We start from the raw sequence: 19007 nt of genomic DNA, 5'->3' as shown, positions 1-19007 counted from the left end.
TCTGCTGTGTACAATAAGAACTAAGGAAGACGAGACGAAAACAAAGGGGAGCGCGGAATTGACTACAATACTTCGGACAAGAAATTTAACGAAAACCTATCAAGGTAAAGAAGTCGTCAGCAATGTGAATATGAATATTAAGCAAGGTGAAATTTACGGGTTTCTTGGACCCAATGGTGCTGGCAAAACTACCGTGATGAAAATGGTCACAAACCTCGTTAAACCTACGAGTGGAGAAATTGAATTTTTTAATGAAAAAATGACTGAGCATTCTTACGAAATGCTGAAGCGGATGGGCTGTATCATTGAATATCCAGTGTTTTATGATAAATTGACAGCCAAAGAAAATCTGATTTTGCACGGAGAGTACATGGGCTATTATGATCCGCAAGCGATTGGTGAAGCGCTGGAGCTGGTAAAGCTCACAGGTGTCGATAAAAAGCCGGTGAAGCAATTTTCACTTGGGATGAAGCAACGTCTGGGTATTGCCAGAGCCTTCATGACGAAACCTGAGCTGCTCATTTTGGATGAGCCGATTAATGGGCTAGATCCCGTGGGAATCAAGGAGATGCGTGAAGTGTTCCGGATGCTTAGCCGTGAATATGGAATGACGTTACTTGTATCTAGTCATATTCTGGGTGAAATAGAGCAGATTGCTGATACGATCGGTGTGATCCGGCAGGGTGCTCTGGTAGAAGAAGTGGCGATGGATTCCATTCGTGGCCAAAATACTGAATATATCGAAGTGGTTACGAATGAGATTAATAAAGCAGTGTATGTGTTGGAGCATAAGCTTGGGCTCATTAATTTCAAAGTATTGGACCATATTACAGTAAGAATATATGACGGTGGAATCTCACAGCGTGATCTGAATAAGGCGTTAGTGTTAGCAGATGTGGAAATTGAAAGTATCAGCAAAAAACAACATACGCTGGAAGATCATTTTCTGCAATTGATTGGGGGTGAAGGCATTGCTTAAATTAATATCTTTGGAGATTCGGAAGAATAAGCTAAAAACGCTTCTTACAGGTGCAGCAATCGTCAATCTTGCGATTCTTGCTTTTATGATTATGGTTTTATTCGTTGATCAAAATGAGAGTGAAGCGTCGTTTGCTTCATATGCAGAGTTGTTTGAGGGCGTGTTCGTTTTTGTAAAGGCTGCTTATATTATTTTCGCTTCGGTTATTATTAGCAAGCTGGTGATTGATGAGTATAAAAACAACACCATTACGCTTCTCTTCATGTATCCTATCTCACGTAAAAAGCTGATGACTGCGAAAATATTGATAGTGTTCGCCTTCACATTTGTGGCCATTATCGTGGCAGACATTGTAGTCGGCGCTATCCTAATAGGATTCAATTCCTTTGCAGGGCTTATTCCGGGTGAACTGACCCTTCATGTAATCACTTCAGAGCTGATTAAGTTAGGCGCAAACGCTTTTTACGCAGCGGGTATTGCTCTAATCCCATTGTACTTTGGAATGAAGAAAAAATCGGTCCCTGCCACCATCGTCTCAGCTGTGTTAGTTACCTCCTTAATTTCTGGGGGATTTGATCAAGCTCGCTTAGGTAATTTAGCGGCGGTGTCGATCTCACTTGGTTTGCTAGGAGCAGGTATTGCCTATATGGCTATTCGCAACATTGAACATAAAGATATAGCCTAATAGGTTCGGAATTCACCCCCTTTTATAACCCTTTTGTAACGATGAAAAAGCATCGTGATTGGGGTTATAAAGGGGGGATTTGACGTTTATCTACGACTGATTTCCGTAATTTTGATATAATAGATATGAAATATATTTTAAATTTTAGATGAACATTGCTCGTTTAGGGGTAATGATAATGGATGAGAGAGCCTGAGGGGATGTGAACTGTGGATAAAGACTGGACGTCCATTCTGAGACGGTTGCTTTCGGAAGAGAGCGCTTATAAATCGTTATATGACCAACATCCTGATTTGATATTCGTTCTGGATAGACAAGGTCGCTGCGTAGGAACCAACCGAACTTTTCATCTAGGCTTGAACGCAGAAGCGAAGTTGCAAAATACAAGTCCGATATCAGCAAAGAGAAAAAATCTTGGCAATATTGCTAGTTTTGAGGCTGCTCTGCAGGGGAACTCCTCAAGCTTTGAGCTACAAGATTTAGAGAATCCCAAAAAAGGCTCGGATTGCGTAGGCGTTAAACTTTTACCCATCAGAACGGAAGAAGGGATCGCCGGGGTATTCGCGATTACCCAAGTGGCTAACGGAAGCGCTTTTTTACATGCGGAATTGTTACAAGACTGGCTAGATGAATTAGCGGACACCTTAGATACTGAATTACCTATCACGGGCGAAGTGGAGATAAGCTCCAAAGATAGCTCAATAGTAGCTGTGAAGGATCAACAATCGAGTCTTATTCTGAATTCCGTCTCTGCGGGAATCTTTGTGCTAGATACAACGGGGCGCGCTCTATTTATTAATCGTGAGGCAGCAGATATGCTAGGCTATCAACCTACAGAATTGATGGGTCTTAAGCTTATGGATTATATCCATCATATCCAAGGTGACGGTTCGCGCTATTCGACGCCTGATTGCCAGATTAGTCTTACGATAGAGGATGGAATCATCCGCAAGAAAGATGATGAGATCTTCTGGCGTAAGGATGGCACCAGTTTTTTTGTTAATTACCGGGTGGCACCTCTTATTGATGAAGGGCTGATCGCAGGTGCAGTTATTGCCTTCAGTGATATTACGAATGAGCGAGAAATCATTCGTGCTAAAGAATCAGCAGAGCAGGCAGCGCAAGCTAAATCTGATTTCTTAATGATGATGAGCCATGAAATTCGGACACCGATGAACGGAATGATCGGAATGGCTGATCTATTGTTGGATACTGAACTTGGAGAAGAGCAGCGAGGTTATGCCGAGATTTTACGCAGCAGTAGTTATACGTTATTACAGATCTTGAATGACATTCTTGATTTCAGCAAGATGGAAGCGGGTAAAATGTCACTACAATCTGAGAAGTTTGATCTCCGCGAGATGATCTCAGACGTCATTGATTTATTTGCACCGAAAGCGGAAGAGAAGAAGCTGGCATTACGTTGGTGGATGGATACTAGCGTTCCAACCATAATCATTGCTGATCCGATCCGCTTGCGGCAGATTGTCGTGAATCTGGTAGGCAATGCACTGAAATTCACTGAACGTGGGAGCGTGACCCTATCGGTGAAGAACATTCCACTATCTGATGAACAAGAATTTTTGTTGGAATTTTCAGTGCGGGATACAGGGGTAGGAATTGCCGGTAACAAACTCAATCTATTGTTTCAATCTTTCTCACAGCTGCATCCGTCCATAAACCGTAAATATGGAGGCACAGGCTTGGGACTGGCGATTTGCAAGCAGCTTGTGGAGCTGATGGGTGGGACGATCTTTGTAGAAAGTGAAGAGAATCAAGGTTCTACGTTTCGTTTTATGCTGCCTTGCAGAGCAGAAGATATAGAGCTGGAAGTAACTTCAAACTAGGGGGGTTACACACAAATCTCCGGTCCATTTGCTTAAGAAGCAATGGCCGGAGATTTGTGTGTTATTAGTCTTGAAGCATATACATGAGACCTACAGTATGCGGCCCACAATGGCTGCCAATTACACAACCCGCATGGAGAATTGCGATTTCATTAACTTGAGTTTTCTCTCGTAGTGCCGCCTCCAGATAGAGCGCATCTTCTTCCGCCAAAGTATGGACCACGATGAGCAACTCATTATCCATTCGATCGACATGAACCAAAGCGTTCTGAAGCATTTGTTCCACAGCTTTTTCTTTTTTGCCACGGATTTTGCTGGTAGGTATGATGCTTCCATCTACCAGTCTAAGAACAGGACGGATTTTGAGCAGACTACCGATGAAGTTCTGCATGCCTGAACAGCGTCCACCCATATATAAGTAATCTAGCGTATCCACAACGAATTCAGTTTCCACAAGGCTGCGGCTGTGCTCTAGCATAGCTGCAATATCTACGGCAGAGTGGCCCTTTTCAGCAGCTCTGACAGCCTTCATAACAAGGAGGGCAATGCCTCCGCACAAGGTTTGCGAATCTATAACCTGTACGCGTCCCTCAGGAAATTCCCCGGCAGCCAAAAGTGCATTTTGATATGTAGAGGATAGTGAAGAGGAGAGACTGATATATACAATATCTTGTCCGCTGCTAATCACGGGTTGAAATGCAGCAATGAAATCTGCTGGCGAAGGTGCTGCCGTTTTCGGCAATACTCCACTAGCGGCTACACGGCGATACACTTCCTCGGGTGTAATATCTTCACCATCTTTGTAGGTACCTTCTTCAAATACTACATAAAGAGGAACGATGCCGATGTCATAAGTATCCTTCCACTTTTGAGGTAAATCGGAAGTGCTGTCTGAAAATATTTTTACAGTAGACATGAAATTCTCCTTCACCGATAATTCGGATGACAATAATCATTATAGAACTATATAATCTATTTATTATACCAAGACTATGCCAATTCTCAAAATGAAATAGTAGGCAATCCCAAGAAAAAAGACTATCGGGATTTCGATAGTCTTTTTAGTTCTATTCTTTTTTCGTAACAGGGATCCATATCTCACAGCGATAGTCCTCTGCGTCTGGTCTCCCTGGAAGATATAGCTCAAACTCAGGTCCGCCTGTATGCTCGTAGCCTGTGGAAGGGAACCACTCCTGGAAAATGCGTGCCCATACCTGCTGGATCGCATCAGGCATCGGCCCTACTGAGGTGAACACAGCCCAACTTGCAGCTGGGATTGTTGTAGAAGCAAAGCCCTGTGCATCAGTCTCTGGAGTAGCTTCGACAGCGATCCAATAGGAGAAGGTTTCTTTATCATGGTTCATGTCAGAGCAGATGCCTAATAAATCCTTATCTCCACCGAGCTCAATCAGCTTATCCGACGTACCATTTTCATTAGCTTCTATCCACAATTGAGGGATGCGGCGCAGATTCTCCCCATCCTTCGTTGTCATTTCCTCTACTAGTCCGATAACATTAAAAGCGTCTCTTTTCTCAATTCTGTAGTCCATTTCTTTATCTCCCTTCAGTGATAGATGGAAGGAGAGTCTAGGGAAAGCCTTGAGCTGTACCCCTGACTCCCGCGCAGCAGAAGGAGTAATTCCATGTGCCTTGCGGAATGCTTTGGCAAACGACTCGGGCGAGTCATATCCGTATTTCAGTGCAACATCCAGCACTTTAACTTTAGAAATAGCAAGCTCCTGTGCAGCCAGAGTTAATCTGCGCTTACGGATATAGTCTTTAATAGATACTCCGGTAAGCATATTGAACATGCGCTGGAAATGAAAGGGGGAGGAGTAAGCAACCTTTGCGATTTCTTCAATCGTCACAGATTCCTCCATCTTGCTCTCCATATAATCTAAAGCTTCTTTCATGCGGATAAGCCATTCCAAGTCCGTCATCTCCCTTTAAGTTCATACTATCAGGCTGCATGTGCAAAATCCTGTTATTCCGTGCTCTCTAATGACAGGTAGCAGGCAGAAGGATAATCTCATAAAAATCATCCTAAATAGTATAACTCAGGAAGATAGACAAAGTTAGTCTTTCAATCGATACACTCTTGCTTCATAAGGTCGTAATAATTCCCGTGAGGGTGCTTCATCAGGGTAATTTCCAATAATAAGTTCCTTAGCCTTACTTAGCTCTGCGGAAAGATCAACAGTCTGTGGAACCTCATTGAAATTGAGCAGCACCAGCCACTTCTCGTCATCCAAAGTACGCGTATAGGCATAAATATCCTCATGCTCTGGCAAAAGTAGCTTGTATTCGCCATAAGCCATGATCGGATTTTTTTTGCGCAAAGCAAGCAGCCTTTGGTAATAATAGAAGATGGAATCTGAATCTGCCAGGGCCTGCTCCACGTTAATTTCCTTGTAGTTCGGATTAACTTTGAGCCACGGCTCCCCTTCAGTAAAGCCGGCATTTGGAGAATTATCCCATTGCATCGGAGTGCGCGCATTATCACGGCCTTTGATATGAATAGCGTTTAGCACGCTGTTAGGATCAGCGCCGCCTTCGGTAACCTTTTCGCGATACATATTGAGGATTTCAATGTCTTTATAATGTTCAATGGCTGTGAACTTTACATTGGTCATCCCGATTTCTTCACCTTGATAAATATAGGGTGTCCCTTTCAGCGTGTGCAATAAGGTAGCGAGCATTTTGGCAGAGATCACGCGATACTTACCGTCATCCCCGAATCTTGAGACCATACGTGGCTGGTCATGATTGTTAAGATAAAGACTATTCCAACCCTTATCCGCCAGACCCACTTGCCATTTATGAAGAATATCGCGCAGCTTCGACAACGTCCACGGGGCTACGTCCCATTTGCCGTCAGGACCCGAGTCCACATCCATATGCTCGAACTGGAACACCATTTGCAGCTCTTTGCGTTCCTCGTCCGTGTAAAGGATGGCATCTTCGACTGTAGCGCCAGGAGTTTCGCCGACAGTCATAATGTTATAGTTGGATAACACTTTGTCATTCATTTCATGTAAAAACTCGTGAACACGTGGACCATTCATATAATATTCCCCACCCCAGGCAAGTTCACCAGGAGCGAGACCGTCTCTATGGGAGGAAGGGAGACCTTCCACTTTGGAAATCATATTGATTACATCCATTCGTAGACCATCCACACCCTTGTCGAGCCAGAAGGTGATCATCTTGTATAACTCCTCACGCAGCTGCGGATTCTCCCAGTTGAGATCCGGTTGCTTGCGCGAAAACAGATGCAGATAATATTCACCAGTGGTTTCATCCAGTTCCCAAGCAGGGCCGCTGAATACAGAACTCCAATTGTTGGGGCGCTCACCATCTGGTCCACCCGGACGCCAAATGTAATAATCGCGATATGGATTATCTTTTGAAGAACGGGATTCTACGAACCAAGGATGCTCATCTGAGGAATGATTGATTACAAGGTCCATCATCAGTTTTATACCACGGGCGTGCAATCCAGTCAGTAATGCTTCCCAATCCTGCAATGTGCCGAACTCATCCATAATATCTTGATAATCGCTGATGTCATAACCGTTATCATCATTTGGCGATTTAAATACAGGTGACAGCCAAACTACGTCGACACCTAGCTTTTGCAAATAATCGAGACGTGAAATGATTCCTTGCAGATCTCCAATCCCGTCACCATTGCTATCTTGAAAACTGCGGGGATAGATTTGGTAGACAACGGCTTCTTTCCAAAAGGTTCTGTTCATTCATAATCACTCCTTATATAAGTTATCTTCCTAAAAAATAAAGAGACCCCAAAAGCTTTAAGCTTCAAGGGTCTCTTGGGTGTAAGTTTTATACTGTGACGGAATTGCTATCGGCAGTGATGCTGCTTAGTCCGTTTACGGTATATTCTTTGTCGTAGATAGTAATAGAAGCAGGGATATCAGTTTCATTCGTAACAGTAATTTGTGCATCCGTAACGCTTACTTTCAGACGGGAGCCGCGGAACATGATTTTAAAAGAGTAAGCGGTCCAGTGACCTGGGTTAGATGGGCTCAGTGTCAGTCTGCCGTCATGTACGCGGAGTCCGCCGAAACCATGTACGATCGACATCCAAGTACCAGCCATGCTAGTGCTGTGCAAGCCGTCTTCTGTATCATTGTTATAGTTATCAAGATCCAGTCTTGAAGTACGCAAGTACATTTCATAGGCCTTATCCTTATATCCCAGCTCACTGGCTAGAATGGAGTGGATACAAGGGGAAAGGGAGGACTCATGAACAGTAATCGGTTCATAAAAGTCGAAGTTGCGTTTTTTTGTATCGATATCGTAACGGTCACCCAGGAAATATAATCCTTGCAGAACGTCTGCTTGTTTAATGAAGCAAGAACGCAGGATACGGTCCCATGACCATTTTTGGTTAAGTGGCAGATGCTCACGTTCCAGATCTTTGACTTGAATGATCTCTTTGTCCAGGAAGCCATCTTGTTGTAAGAAGATACCCAGCTCTTCATCCGCAGGATAATACATCTTAGCAATGATGTCTTTCCATTTTGTAGTTTCGCTCTCTTGCAGCCCTAGTTTGTCAACTAGCTCAGCGTAACGAGTAGGCTCATTTTCTTGCAGGTAAGCCAGTGCTTCCATGGTGTATTCCATAGTCCACGAAGCCATACGGTTCGTATACCAGTTATTATTAACGTTATTCTCATACTCATTCGGGCCCGTTACGCCGAGCATTACGTATTTGTCTTTGCGTGATGCATAGTGAACACGTTCTTCCCAGAAGCGGGAGATTTCCACGAGAACCTCAAGGCCATATTGTCCCAGATAAGCCTTGTCTCCGGTGTAGTTCACATAGTTGTAAATAGCGTAGGCAATGGCACCATTCCGGTGAATTTCTTCAAATGTAATTTCCCACTCGTTGTGGCATTCTTCACCGTTCATAGTAACCATTGGGTATAGGGCACCTTTTTTGAATCCAAGCTTACGGGCATTTTCTTTGGCTTTCTCTAAGTGCTTGTAACGGTAGATCAACAAATTGCGGGCAATGGAGGAGTCCGCCGTACTGAGATAGAAGGGAACGCAATATGCCTCTGTATCCCAGTAAGTGCTGCCGCCGTATTTCTCACCGGTAAAGCCTTTAGGGCCAATGTTCAGGCGGTCATCTTCACCATTATAAGTTTGATTGAGTTGGAAAATATTAAAGCGAATCGCTTGCTGAGCCGAAACGTCACCTTCAATGATGATGTCGCTTTCTTTCCATTTTTCTCTCCAAGCTTCAATTTGTTCGGTCAAAAGAGTTACAAACCCGGCTTCCTTAGCAGCTTGCAGAGCAGTTTGGGCAGCGTCGACCAATTGTCCCAAACCGTGATTCCGAGAAGTAACATTGGCTACATATTTATAAATGACGATTTGATTGCCCGCTTGTGCGGTTACGTCCAGTTTGCTGGCTACATATTTCTCTTGTTCGATCGCTTCTGCTTCGGCAGTTAACTTCTCACCATTGACAAGGATATCAAAAGCCATAGCAGAGGTGACATGGAAGTCGAGTTTCTTAGTCTTTAGGGTGAGATGTCCATGATCAGGTCCTGCTTGTTTCTCAACTTCATTCCAGAATTTCTCGTCATAGTTGGAATCCTTATTCTTGACATCACCATCAAGATAAGGAGTAATCGTAATCTTGCCTGAGAAATTGACAGGAATGATGGAATAGCGAATCGCGCCGATTTCTTGACGAGTCATGCTGACGAACCGGATACTTTCTACTTTAACTTCCTTACCATCTTCGAGAGTGGCAGTGAAGCTACGGGAGAGCGTTCCTTCTTTCATATTAAGTACACGGCGGAATTCGGAAACGGTGCACTTTGCCAGATCAAGGGGGGTACCCTCGATATCAATGTTAATACCGATCCAGTTCGTGCTGTTAAGTACTTTGGCAAAATATTCAGGATAGCCGTTTTTCCACCAGCCGACACGTGTTTTGTCAGGGTAGTAGACGCCAGCCATGTAGCTGCCTTGCAGGCTGTTGCCGCTATATTGCTCTTCGAAATTGGCCCGGCCACCCATAAATCCGTTACCAAGACTAAATACGCTTTCAGAAATTTCTTGCGTCTGTGGATCAAAGGATTCCTCAATAATGGACCATTCATCAATTGTTAAATATTGTTTCACGATAACCGCTCCTTTAAATATGTTAGGGGGATATATAAAATGAACAAATTTTTTGTTAAACTTCCGGTGATATAAAAGTGACTGCGATGAATCTTTGGACTTTCGATCGCTGTTATAATCAGATTTCTATATTTAAACCACATTTTGCGGATGAAATCTGATTATAAAGGCGAACGTTATGCTTCTACAGTTCCCAAATTCCTCTCCGTCACTTCCTCACCAGAAAGCTAACGATTAATTATTAGTTCATTTAATCTTTGGTAGGAATGTCCATAACAACTCAAATCAGTACTATTTGAGTTCATTATGTTCACTATATTTATGCAAAAGATTCTTTGAGCATGGACACACTCATATGAGCGAGCGATGGAACCACAATATTCGCTGCACTGAGGGTTTCCGGCGAACCAATGCCAACACTGAACATACCGGCCCGGGTAGCCGCCTCAATTCCCGCTTCTGCATCTTCGAAGACTACACATTGTTCAGGTGCGGCATCCAGTGCTTTGGCTCCTAACAGGAACACTTCCGGATCTGGTTTAGCAGCACTAGTGTGAGTTCCATCGATAATTGCATCAAAGTAAGGGGTTAATCCGGTATTATTCAAGATCGTCATTGCGTTTTTACTGGCAGAACCGAGAGCGACTTTGATGCCATTCGCGCGGCACTCTTTTAGGAAATCAAGCGCACCTGGCAGAATCTCAGAACTGTCCATTTTCGCAATATATTCGACATAACGATTATTTTTCTGTTCTGCAAGCTTAGCTTTCTCTTCTTCATCAATCGTTAGTCCGCCGATTTCCAGCAAAATATTTAGTGAAGCCGTTCTGCTGACTCCCTTAAGACGTTCGTTATCTTGTTCTGTGAAAAGAAACCCCAGTCCATCTGCAAGCTCTTTCCAAGCGATATAATGGTATTTTGCTGTATCGACGATTACTCCGTCCAAGTCGAACAAGCAGGCTTTAATTTCCGACATTGTAGTACCTCCTAAAAGTTTTGACAGCGTCGTGATCCAGCGGATGCCGTATTAGAATCTTATTAAACCGTTTAAACTTTGATTAAGATGTGTAAGTTTATCCTAACCTAAGATCCTAGAAATCACCCATAAAGAACTGGATCATTAAGTATTGTATGATTTAGCGCAAACGTTTGTACAGATTTTCAAAAAATAAATGAAGCGAATAAACGCTTCACTTATTCATTCGGTTTCATGCTTTGCCAGAGAGTGCATGGATGACTCTCTCACGATCAGACGATGGGGAATAACAAATCGGTTAGTATGACCTGAACCGTTATCCGGACTCTTGATATTTTGGATAAGTACTTGTGATGCGGTGTAGCCAAGATGATAAATACCTATATCAATACTGCTGATCGGAGGACTAGATAATTCAGATAATGGAATATTGTTAAAGCTTACAATGGCGAGATCGTCTGGAACCTTGTATTTCAGTTCGTTCAACCCGCGTAAAATTCCGAACGATACCATGTCATCCACCGCTACCAGCGCAGTGGGTCGATTCGGCAAATTCATGAAAAAAGACATCGCTCTGTAGCCGCTATCCTGTAGAAATTCACCCTCTACAATCCATTCATCCCGCATTTCTAAACCGCTATTCTGCAATGCTTTACGATATCCGGCGAGACGGTCACGAGAAACGATTAGATTAGGTGGTCCACTTACGAAACCAATACGTTTATGCCCCATGGAAATGAGGTGGTTCGTAGCATCGTATGCTGCCATCACATTATCATTATCGACTGATAAAATATTCTCATATTTATCACTTCGGCCAACAAGCACGAATGGATAATCGTTGCTCTCTAGAAAATCAATAACGGCATCATCCGTACGAGAGTAAAGCAGAATAACGCCGTCAACACGGCGACCCTTCAGAAGTCGTGAAACGGCTTCCAGTTCTTCTTTCTCGTTCGCTCCGGAGCTTATCAACACATCATAACCGGAACGGCTGGCTTGTGTAACGATCCCGCGAATTAATTCCATAAAAAACAGATTAGAGAACAGCTCTTCAGCAGGTTTAGGAAGACTGAAGCAGATGCTGTTAGTAGTTTTCGACACCAAGCTCTTAGCCATCATGTTAGGGGTATAGCCCATATCCTCCATAATAGCTTTAACTTTGCGGGAAGTTTCCAGGCTGATTCTGGGATGGTTGGACAATACCCGGGATACCGTGGAGGGAGATACTCCCGCTTTCTTGGCCACATCCTTAATGGTAACTGTCATTGAAACCTCCTTATGGAACCGTTTGCTTTACACAGTAATATTAATCTAAGAGTTCTAAATTGTAAATAGATAAAGTCATTCAAAAGGAGGAAATTGCTACTTTTGGAAGGAACACAAGAAATTTCAATGTAATATTGTTGCTTTTCACCAAAAAAGTATGAATGATTCGGGAATTTTGATCTTAATATGTATAAATGCGGTCTGGATTTTGTGAAAAGAGCATTCGCTGAATGCAAACGTATGGCTTAAATGATGCAAGAACTTAGCTGAAAGGAAGGGAAGAACAAGTTTCATTTTTATTGCGGCTTTAAATTGAGCTATTATTTTAGAAAATACTGGTTGACAATACCGTAAATTCGGCATTAGTATGTAAATCAAAATACAGCAAGCGTTTTCATTGGGTATTTTTAGGCTATAATCAGTTGCACTAACGAATGGGTTTTATGGACTAGTGTTTGTGCATAGCTTTTTGCAAACGATTGCACTAATTTCGACATGATGTAACAAGCTTTTACTTTGATAAAAGGATGGTGACAGCGTTGAATTGGCTTGACGAGCCCTACATATAGACCTTCTTCACCTTCAGAAGGAATACGCATGATTAATACTCTCATAAATTGGTGGGGTTTGTGAAATCATGTATCCGCTTGCAAAAAGGAATTCAAATTATGGGAGGTTTTGCAAAAATGAAAATAACTTTATGGGGGAAGAGGGCTTTTGCGATCTTTATGATCATCGCTCTCGTGTTCTCTGGTCTTGGACTACATCCTGTTAATGTTACAGCAGCAACGACAAAGGTTGTGTTGGTCGGGGATCTGCAGTCTAAATTTACATCGACAGGTGCGGAAACACCGGGTAAGGATTGGGATGAGACATCGGTAGTTACCCAAATGACCTATTCAGATAATGGCCTATATTCTTTTACAGGCACTCTGCCGGCAGGGGAATATAACTACAAGGTCACTCTTAATGATTTATGGGATGAGAATTATGGATTCACAAGTTACACCAATCCTCAGGGGACCAATGATGGGGAGAATATCCATATCAAACTGGAAACAGAGACTGCCGTAACCTTTTATTATAATGACTTAACTCATAAAATAGCCGATTCCACATATTACACACCGATTGCTTCCGCTAAACTGCCAAGATTGACAGGAAACCTGCCGGCAGAAGCACTTAGTACATTATCTGATCCTGATTTTGATGATATTTACAGTACGGTGGCTACCCTTCCTAAGGGAGATTACACCTACCAAGTTTCTGTTCCAGGAGACGGTGAAGCCGGGGATCAATTGTATCCCGAAACTGCTAATAAACTGAGTCTTCCTTCAGATCTGCCAGTTACCTTTAAATTTAATCCACTGGATGGCAGTGTGACAGCAGAATATAAAATTCCTTCTGAACCTGTTGAGGTTACCCCTGTTCCGGCTGGACACATCCGTATTCACTACAATCGGACAGCTGGTGACTATGAGAATCAGGGATTATGGACATGGGATGATGTTCAATCCCCTTCCGCAAATTGGCCAACAGGTGCAACTTCATTTCCTGAAGGGCAAATCGATTCTTATGGTGCTTATGTTGACGTGCCAGTGAAGGATGGGGCCAAGAAAATTTCGTTCCTTGTGGTAAACCGAGTCACTCAGGCTAAGGATGAAGGGGATAAACTCTTTGCCATTAACACGCCTGAGACGAATGAAATTTGGATCAAGCAAGGCTCAAATGATGTAACACCGTATGAACCAGTTGCACTTGCTCCGAATACAGTGCGAATTCACTATATGAGAGCTGATACAAATCATGATCAATACGGACTGTGGCTGTGGGATGACGTCGTAGCCCCATCCGAAAATTGGCCGTCTGGAGCTACTCCTTTTGTGGCAGATCAAACAGATCGTTATGGTGCATATGTTGATGTTCCACTTATTGAGAACGCGAAGAAAATCGGCTTTATTGTGATGAAACCTTCGAACGGTGATAAGGACGGTGACAATAAAACCTTTAGCCTGCTGGATCGATACAATCAGCTATGGGTTAAAGAAGGAGACAACAATGTTTATGTTTCTCCGTTTGGAGAGACACCAATTGGTTTAGTATCCGCAGAGGTGTTGTCGACGAGCAAAATTCTTCTCGGCTTCACACTGACTGACGGTTTGGATCCAGCAGCCTTAAAGACAGCAATTACAGTTAAGGATAAAGAGGGTGCTGCAGTCCCGATTACTGCTGTAACCCTTACAAGCAAAACTTCAATCGAAGTGGATACAGAAGCTTTTGATCTGGAAAAGGTTCCGCTTAGCGTTACCTATTCAGGTAAAACGGTCTCCGCCGCAAGTGGCTGGAGAATGCTTGATGAAATGTACAATTATTCTGGAGACGATCTTGGAGCTACGTATAATACTGACAAAACAGCAACATTAAAATTATGGGCACCTAAAGCAAGTGCAGTCGTTGTAAATCTTTACGATAAGAATGACTCTAACGTGCAAGTGGGTAGTGTTGCTTTAACACTCGGCGAGCAAGGGGTTTGGTCAGTCCAGCTGAAGCCAGCTGATTTGACAGGCACAACGGCAACAGATGTAAGGGGCTTCTTTTATCAATACGAAGTAACGAATGACGGTGTAACCCATAAGGTCCTTGATCCTTATGCTAAATCAATGGCGGTATTTACTGTGGATACCACAGGTGCTGCTGGTGCCGGCGGGGATACAGTGGGCAAAGCGGCTATTGTTGATTTAAGCCAGACGAACCCAGATACCTTTGGGTATGCTGATATAAAAGGCTACGAAAAACGTGAGGACGCCATCATCTACGAAGTCCACGTGAGAGATTTTACATCGGATGTATCGATCGAGGATAGTCTGAGTGGGGAAAGATGGGGTTCTTATAGCGCTTTTGAAAAGAAACTTGATTATATTAAATCGCTTGGTGTAACGCATATTCAGTTGCTTCCTGTGATGGCTTGGTATTACGGGGATGAGACGAAGATGGGGACTAGAGAGCCAGATTATTCCGCAAAAAACAATGAATACAACTGGGGGTATGATCCTCACAGCTATTTCTCTCCGGACGGGGCTTATTCGCAGAATCCTGCCGATCCAGAAGAGCGGATTAAAGAATTAAAAGGTTTGATTGATGCCGTGCATGAAGCTGGAATGGGTGTCGTTCTGGACGTAGTGTATACTCACATGGCTAAAAAAGAATTTTTAAACGACATCGTACCTAATTACTATGCCTTCCAAGATGCAAACGGCAACTTTATTGGGGGGTTCGGCAACAATTTAGCCACCAACCATAAAATGGCTGAGAAGCTGATGGTTGATTCGGTAAAATATTGGTTTGAAGAGTACAAGATTGATGGAATGCGCTGGGATATGATGGGTGATGCGACAGCTGATGCTGTTCAGCATGCTTATGATGCCGCGGCAGCAGTGAATCCGAAGGCACTCTTTATTGGTGAAGGCTGGAGAACATTCGGCGGCGCCGCGGCTGATCCTTCTCTCGCTGGGCAAGGTGCAGATCAGGATTGGATGGACAAAACGGATAGTGTCGGTGTTTTCTCCGATGAATTCCGTAATGAATTGAAGTCTGGTTATGGTTCCGAAGGTCAGCCTAGATTTATTACCGGTGGAGCACGTCCGATCGCTACAATCTTGGACAATATCAAAGCTCAACCTTCGAATACACCAGCAGATGATCCGGGTGATATCGTCCCATACATCGAAGCTCATGATAATCTGACACTTCATGATGTCATAGCACAATCGATCAAGAAGGATCCGGATATTGCTGAGAATGAGCTTGAAATTCAGCAGCGGATCAGATTAGGAAATATGCTCGTATTAACTTCTCAAGGTACAGCCTTTATCCATGCCGGTCAGGAATATGGGCGGACTAAGCAGTGGAAGGGCACAACGGATCCTGAGGATAAATTCACAGAGATGTTTGACAACAACAACCAATCGTTTGGCTATTTCATTCATGATTCTTACGATTCATCGGATGCAGTTAACATGTTTGATTGGGCCAAAGCAACGGATGAATCTAAGTTCCCGGTACAGAACACGACAAGAAAATATACGTCGGGTCTGATGGAGCTGAGAAAATCAACGGATGCCTTCCGATTGGGCGATAAGGATTTGGTTGACTCTAACATTAACCTGATCCCTGCTCCAGAAATGAAGGATAACGATCTTGTCATCGGCTATTCCAACAAAGCAACAGATGGAACTGGCATCTATTATGTCTTCATGAATGGTGACAGCACAACTAGAAAACTGACCTTATCTGAGGATTTGACGGGTGGTCAGGTGCTTGTGGACAACGATGAAGCTGGTGTTACAGCGATACCGGCTGCGCAGCAGACAGGTTTTGTTTTGACAGCAAATTCAATTACATTAGAGCCTTTGACGGCCGTGATTATTCAAAAGGAAGCTGCACCAGTTACGCTTACCTCTTTGGAGACAGATAGTGCAAGTTACACGCTGGCAGCTGGAAATACGCATCAAACCGCTGTTTTTGCGAAATATGATGACAATAGCAGAAGTAATGTTACTAAGAAGGCTACTTACCTCTCCAATAAACCTGAAGTGGCTACAGTAACTGATAAAGGTCTAGTCAAAGCGGTTGGGCTAGGAACGGCAACCCTTACTATCACTTATGAAGGTATTTCTACAACCGTTACCGTTAAAGTTACTGACAAACGATATGTTCAATTCACTTATACCCGTAGCGATAAGGACTATAAGGATTGGAATATCTGGGTTTGGAACACTGGAGCTAAAAATGACCAGATTGATTTCACAACTTTTAAGAATGGCACAGCGAGCGTTCTGATTGAGGTTGCGGAGAATGCAACAAGCGTTGGATTTGTCCTGCGCAAAGGTACGGATTGGAACACGGGAAAACAAGACTACCCGGACGATCGTGTCATACCGTTGACCCCTGGTGAACCGTTCACTAAGGTGTATGTAACCAGTATGGTTAAAGAGCTTGATATCAAACCAAGTATTAGCGGCCCTATTTTAAAAGATGGAACGATTACTTTCAGATACCGCGACGACGCTTTGTTCCGTAATGGAAATATGGACGCAATAACAGCTGCTAAAGTAAAAGTGAACGGCACTTCGTATCCAATGATCTATGATCCGGCTAACGAGTGGTTCACTTACACACTGGCTGATTTAAAAGAAGGTATGTATAAATATACTTTCTTGATTACTAAAGACGGCGTCACTACCGAAATTACGGATCCAAAGAATACGGTGAATGATGAATCTGTTATTGATTATCATCAGCCTGTCGTTACGATTACGACATCCGTAAGTCCAGAGGCAGTCACATCCAATCAGAATGCTGTTGTAACCATCCACGCTTCCTCTTCGGAAGAAGTAACTTACTCTGAAGCATATATGGATTTAACCAATCTTGGGGGACCTAGCAAAGTTAAGCTGGATACGGAACTCTTGAAACAAACGGTTGCTGTGGAAGACACGGTGTCAGCGGGCATCAAGGATATTCCGATTACGCTCGTAGACCAATACGGCAATGCACATAAGGAAAAGGCTACACTTGAGGTAAAAGCAAGAACCTATACAGGGGATAAGCTGGATTTCGATTGGGATGAGGCTCGAATTTATTTCGCGCTTACAGACCGATTTAAAGACGGTGACCCAACGAATAATGAGAATGTGAATAAAGATCATCTGGAAGCTTATCATGGTGGAGATTTCCGGGGGATGATCGACAATCTCGATTATTTGCAAGAGCTAGGGATTAACACGTTATGGATCACGCCAATCGTAGATAATATTGATTTTAACAAAGGCGTTGACTTTGGCAGCGAACAATATGGATACCATGGGTATTGGGCAAAAGATTTTACCAAGCTCGACGAGCATCTTGGCGATATGGCAACCTTCAAGGAGCTGATCGAAAAGGCGCATGACAAAGGCATCAAGATCATGGTTGACGTTGTACTCAATCATACGGGTTACGGTCTGAAAGCTGAGGATACCTATCCGACAATTACAGCTGAGGATAAAGCACGTTTCGAAGGGATGCTGCGCACGGATGGTGTATCCGCAGATACAGATCCAATTAAGGGTGAGCTTGCTTTCCTGCCAGATTTCAAGACGGAAGATCCAGCCGTTCGTGAAAAAATTATCGCTTGGCAAACAGGCTGGTTAGACAACGCACGTACGGAACGTGGAGACACGATTGATTATTTCCGCGTGGATACGGTCAAACACGTGGACGATACGACTTGGAAAGCCTTTAAAAATGCACTGACAGCGATGGATCCAAACTTCAAAATGACTGGCGAATACTTCGGTGGAACCATTGATAACAATGGTGGAATGCTCGAAACTAGCCAGATGGATGGTCTGCTTGACTTTGGATTTAAAGATGCAGCCAGAGATTTTGCAAATGGTAAGGTAAACAGTGTGGATGCTTATCTGCAGGAACGTGAATTGAAGATCGACAATACGAAGATGATGGCTCAATTCCTGAGCAGTCACGATGAGAATGGTTTCTTGTCTGATTATGTGGGAGGCGATAAAGGCAAGCTGAAGATTGCTGCAGCTCTGCAAATTACCGCCAAAGGACAGCCAGTAATATACTACGGTGAAGAACTGGGTAATTCAGGCAGCAATGCTGGAAATATGTCTGAAGGTCAATTCAGTGAGAACCGTAAGGATATGCCTTGGGATCAATTGACGGCAGAGAAGCCACTACATGACCATTATCAAAAGCTGTTGAATATCCGTGCGAAGTACTCCAAAGTGTATTCCAAAGGTGCGCGCACGAAGCTCGCAGGTTCAGATGATTCAGGTTATTTGGCTTTCAACAAATCATATGAAGATGAGAACGTAGTGACGGTAATCAATACTAAAACTAGTGAGAGTTCTGTCACGATTCCAGTACCGTTTGCTGCCAATTCATCGGTAACCGATGAATACAGCGGCAAGACATACATGGTTTCCGAAGATCAAAAGGTAAATATTGATCTGCCAGGCAGAGATGATGGAGGCACGGTTATTTTGGCTGAGGTATCGGATGTTATACCGACACCAACGCCGA

General features: G+C 43.4%; 10 protein-coding genes. 4 read left to right on the top strand and 6 right to left on the bottom strand.

Annotated features, from left to right (window positions below):
* The first annotated feature begins 58 nt into the window (after positions 1-58).
* From MHH60_RS30855 to MHH60_RS30845, 3 genes are all read left to right on the top strand, one after another.
* A complete protein-coding gene (locus tag MHH60_RS30855; protein ID WP_076135870.1) occupies positions 59-979 on the top strand; it encodes an ABC transporter ATP-binding protein in 921 nt (306 codons plus the stop codon).
* Positions 972-1664: an ABC transporter permease gene (locus MHH60_RS30850; protein WP_076135868.1), complete on the top strand. Its 693-nt coding sequence runs from the start codon at positions 972-974 to the stop codon at positions 1662-1664. Before MHH60_RS30855 ends, MHH60_RS30850 begins: the two co-directional genes overlap by 8 nt.
* Before the next feature lie 209 nt (positions 1665-1873).
* Entirely contained in the window at positions 1874-3511 is a 1638-nt protein-coding gene (locus tag MHH60_RS30845; protein WP_076135866.1) for an ATP-binding protein, read from the top strand.
* A gap of 64 nt (positions 3512-3575) precedes the next feature.
* Here MHH60_RS30845 and MHH60_RS30840 read toward each other — a convergent pair whose 3' ends face one another.
* The 6 genes from MHH60_RS30840 to MHH60_RS30815 form a co-directional block, all read right to left on the bottom strand.
* Positions 3576-4427, bottom strand: coding sequence for a DegV family protein (locus MHH60_RS30840; protein ID WP_076135865.1), 852 nt, complete (start codon positions 4425-4427; stop codon positions 3576-3578).
* 151 nt (positions 4428-4578) lie between these two features.
* Positions 4579-5424, bottom strand: a complete 846-nt coding sequence (locus MHH60_RS30835) for an AraC family transcriptional regulator (protein WP_341042554.1) — start codon at positions 5422-5424, stop codon at positions 4579-4581.
* A gap of 162 nt (positions 5425-5586) precedes the next feature.
* Positions 5587-7269 carry a glycoside hydrolase family 13 protein gene (locus tag MHH60_RS30830; RefSeq protein ID WP_076135863.1) on the bottom strand — a complete coding sequence of 561 codons (1683 nt, stop codon included), beginning with the start codon at positions 7267-7269 and terminating at the stop codon, positions 5587-5589.
* Positions 7270-7357: 88 nt separating this feature from the next.
* Entirely contained in the window at positions 7358-9676 is a 2319-nt protein-coding gene (locus MHH60_RS30825) for a glycoside hydrolase family 65 protein (RefSeq protein ID WP_076135862.1), read from the bottom strand.
* Positions 9677-9995: 319 nt separating this feature from the next.
* Positions 9996-10652 carry a beta-phosphoglucomutase gene (gene pgmB / locus MHH60_RS30820; RefSeq protein ID WP_076135860.1) on the bottom strand — a complete coding sequence of 219 codons (657 nt, stop codon included), beginning with the start codon at positions 10650-10652 and terminating at the stop codon, positions 9996-9998.
* Between the two features lie 222 nt (positions 10653-10874).
* The gene (locus MHH60_RS30815) at positions 10875-11921 is read right to left on the bottom strand and encodes a LacI family DNA-binding transcriptional regulator (protein WP_076126466.1); all 1047 of its coding nucleotides are present in this window, start codon (positions 11919-11921) and stop codon (positions 10875-10877) included.
* Between the two features lie 686 nt (positions 11922-12607).
* Here MHH60_RS30815 and MHH60_RS30810 point away from each other — a divergent pair.
* Positions 12608-19007 (top strand): pullulanase (locus MHH60_RS30810; protein WP_341161199.1); only part of this gene is annotated, 6400 nt, incomplete at its 3' end.

Origin of the sequence: Paenibacillus sp. FSL H7-0716, assembly GCF_038002705.1 — a bacterium.
In the GTDB taxonomy this organism is placed as follows: domain Bacteria; phylum Bacillota; class Bacilli; order Paenibacillales; family Paenibacillaceae; genus Paenibacillus_AQ; species Paenibacillus_AQ odorifer.
This window is presented reverse-complemented; position numbering and strand designations above follow the sequence as displayed.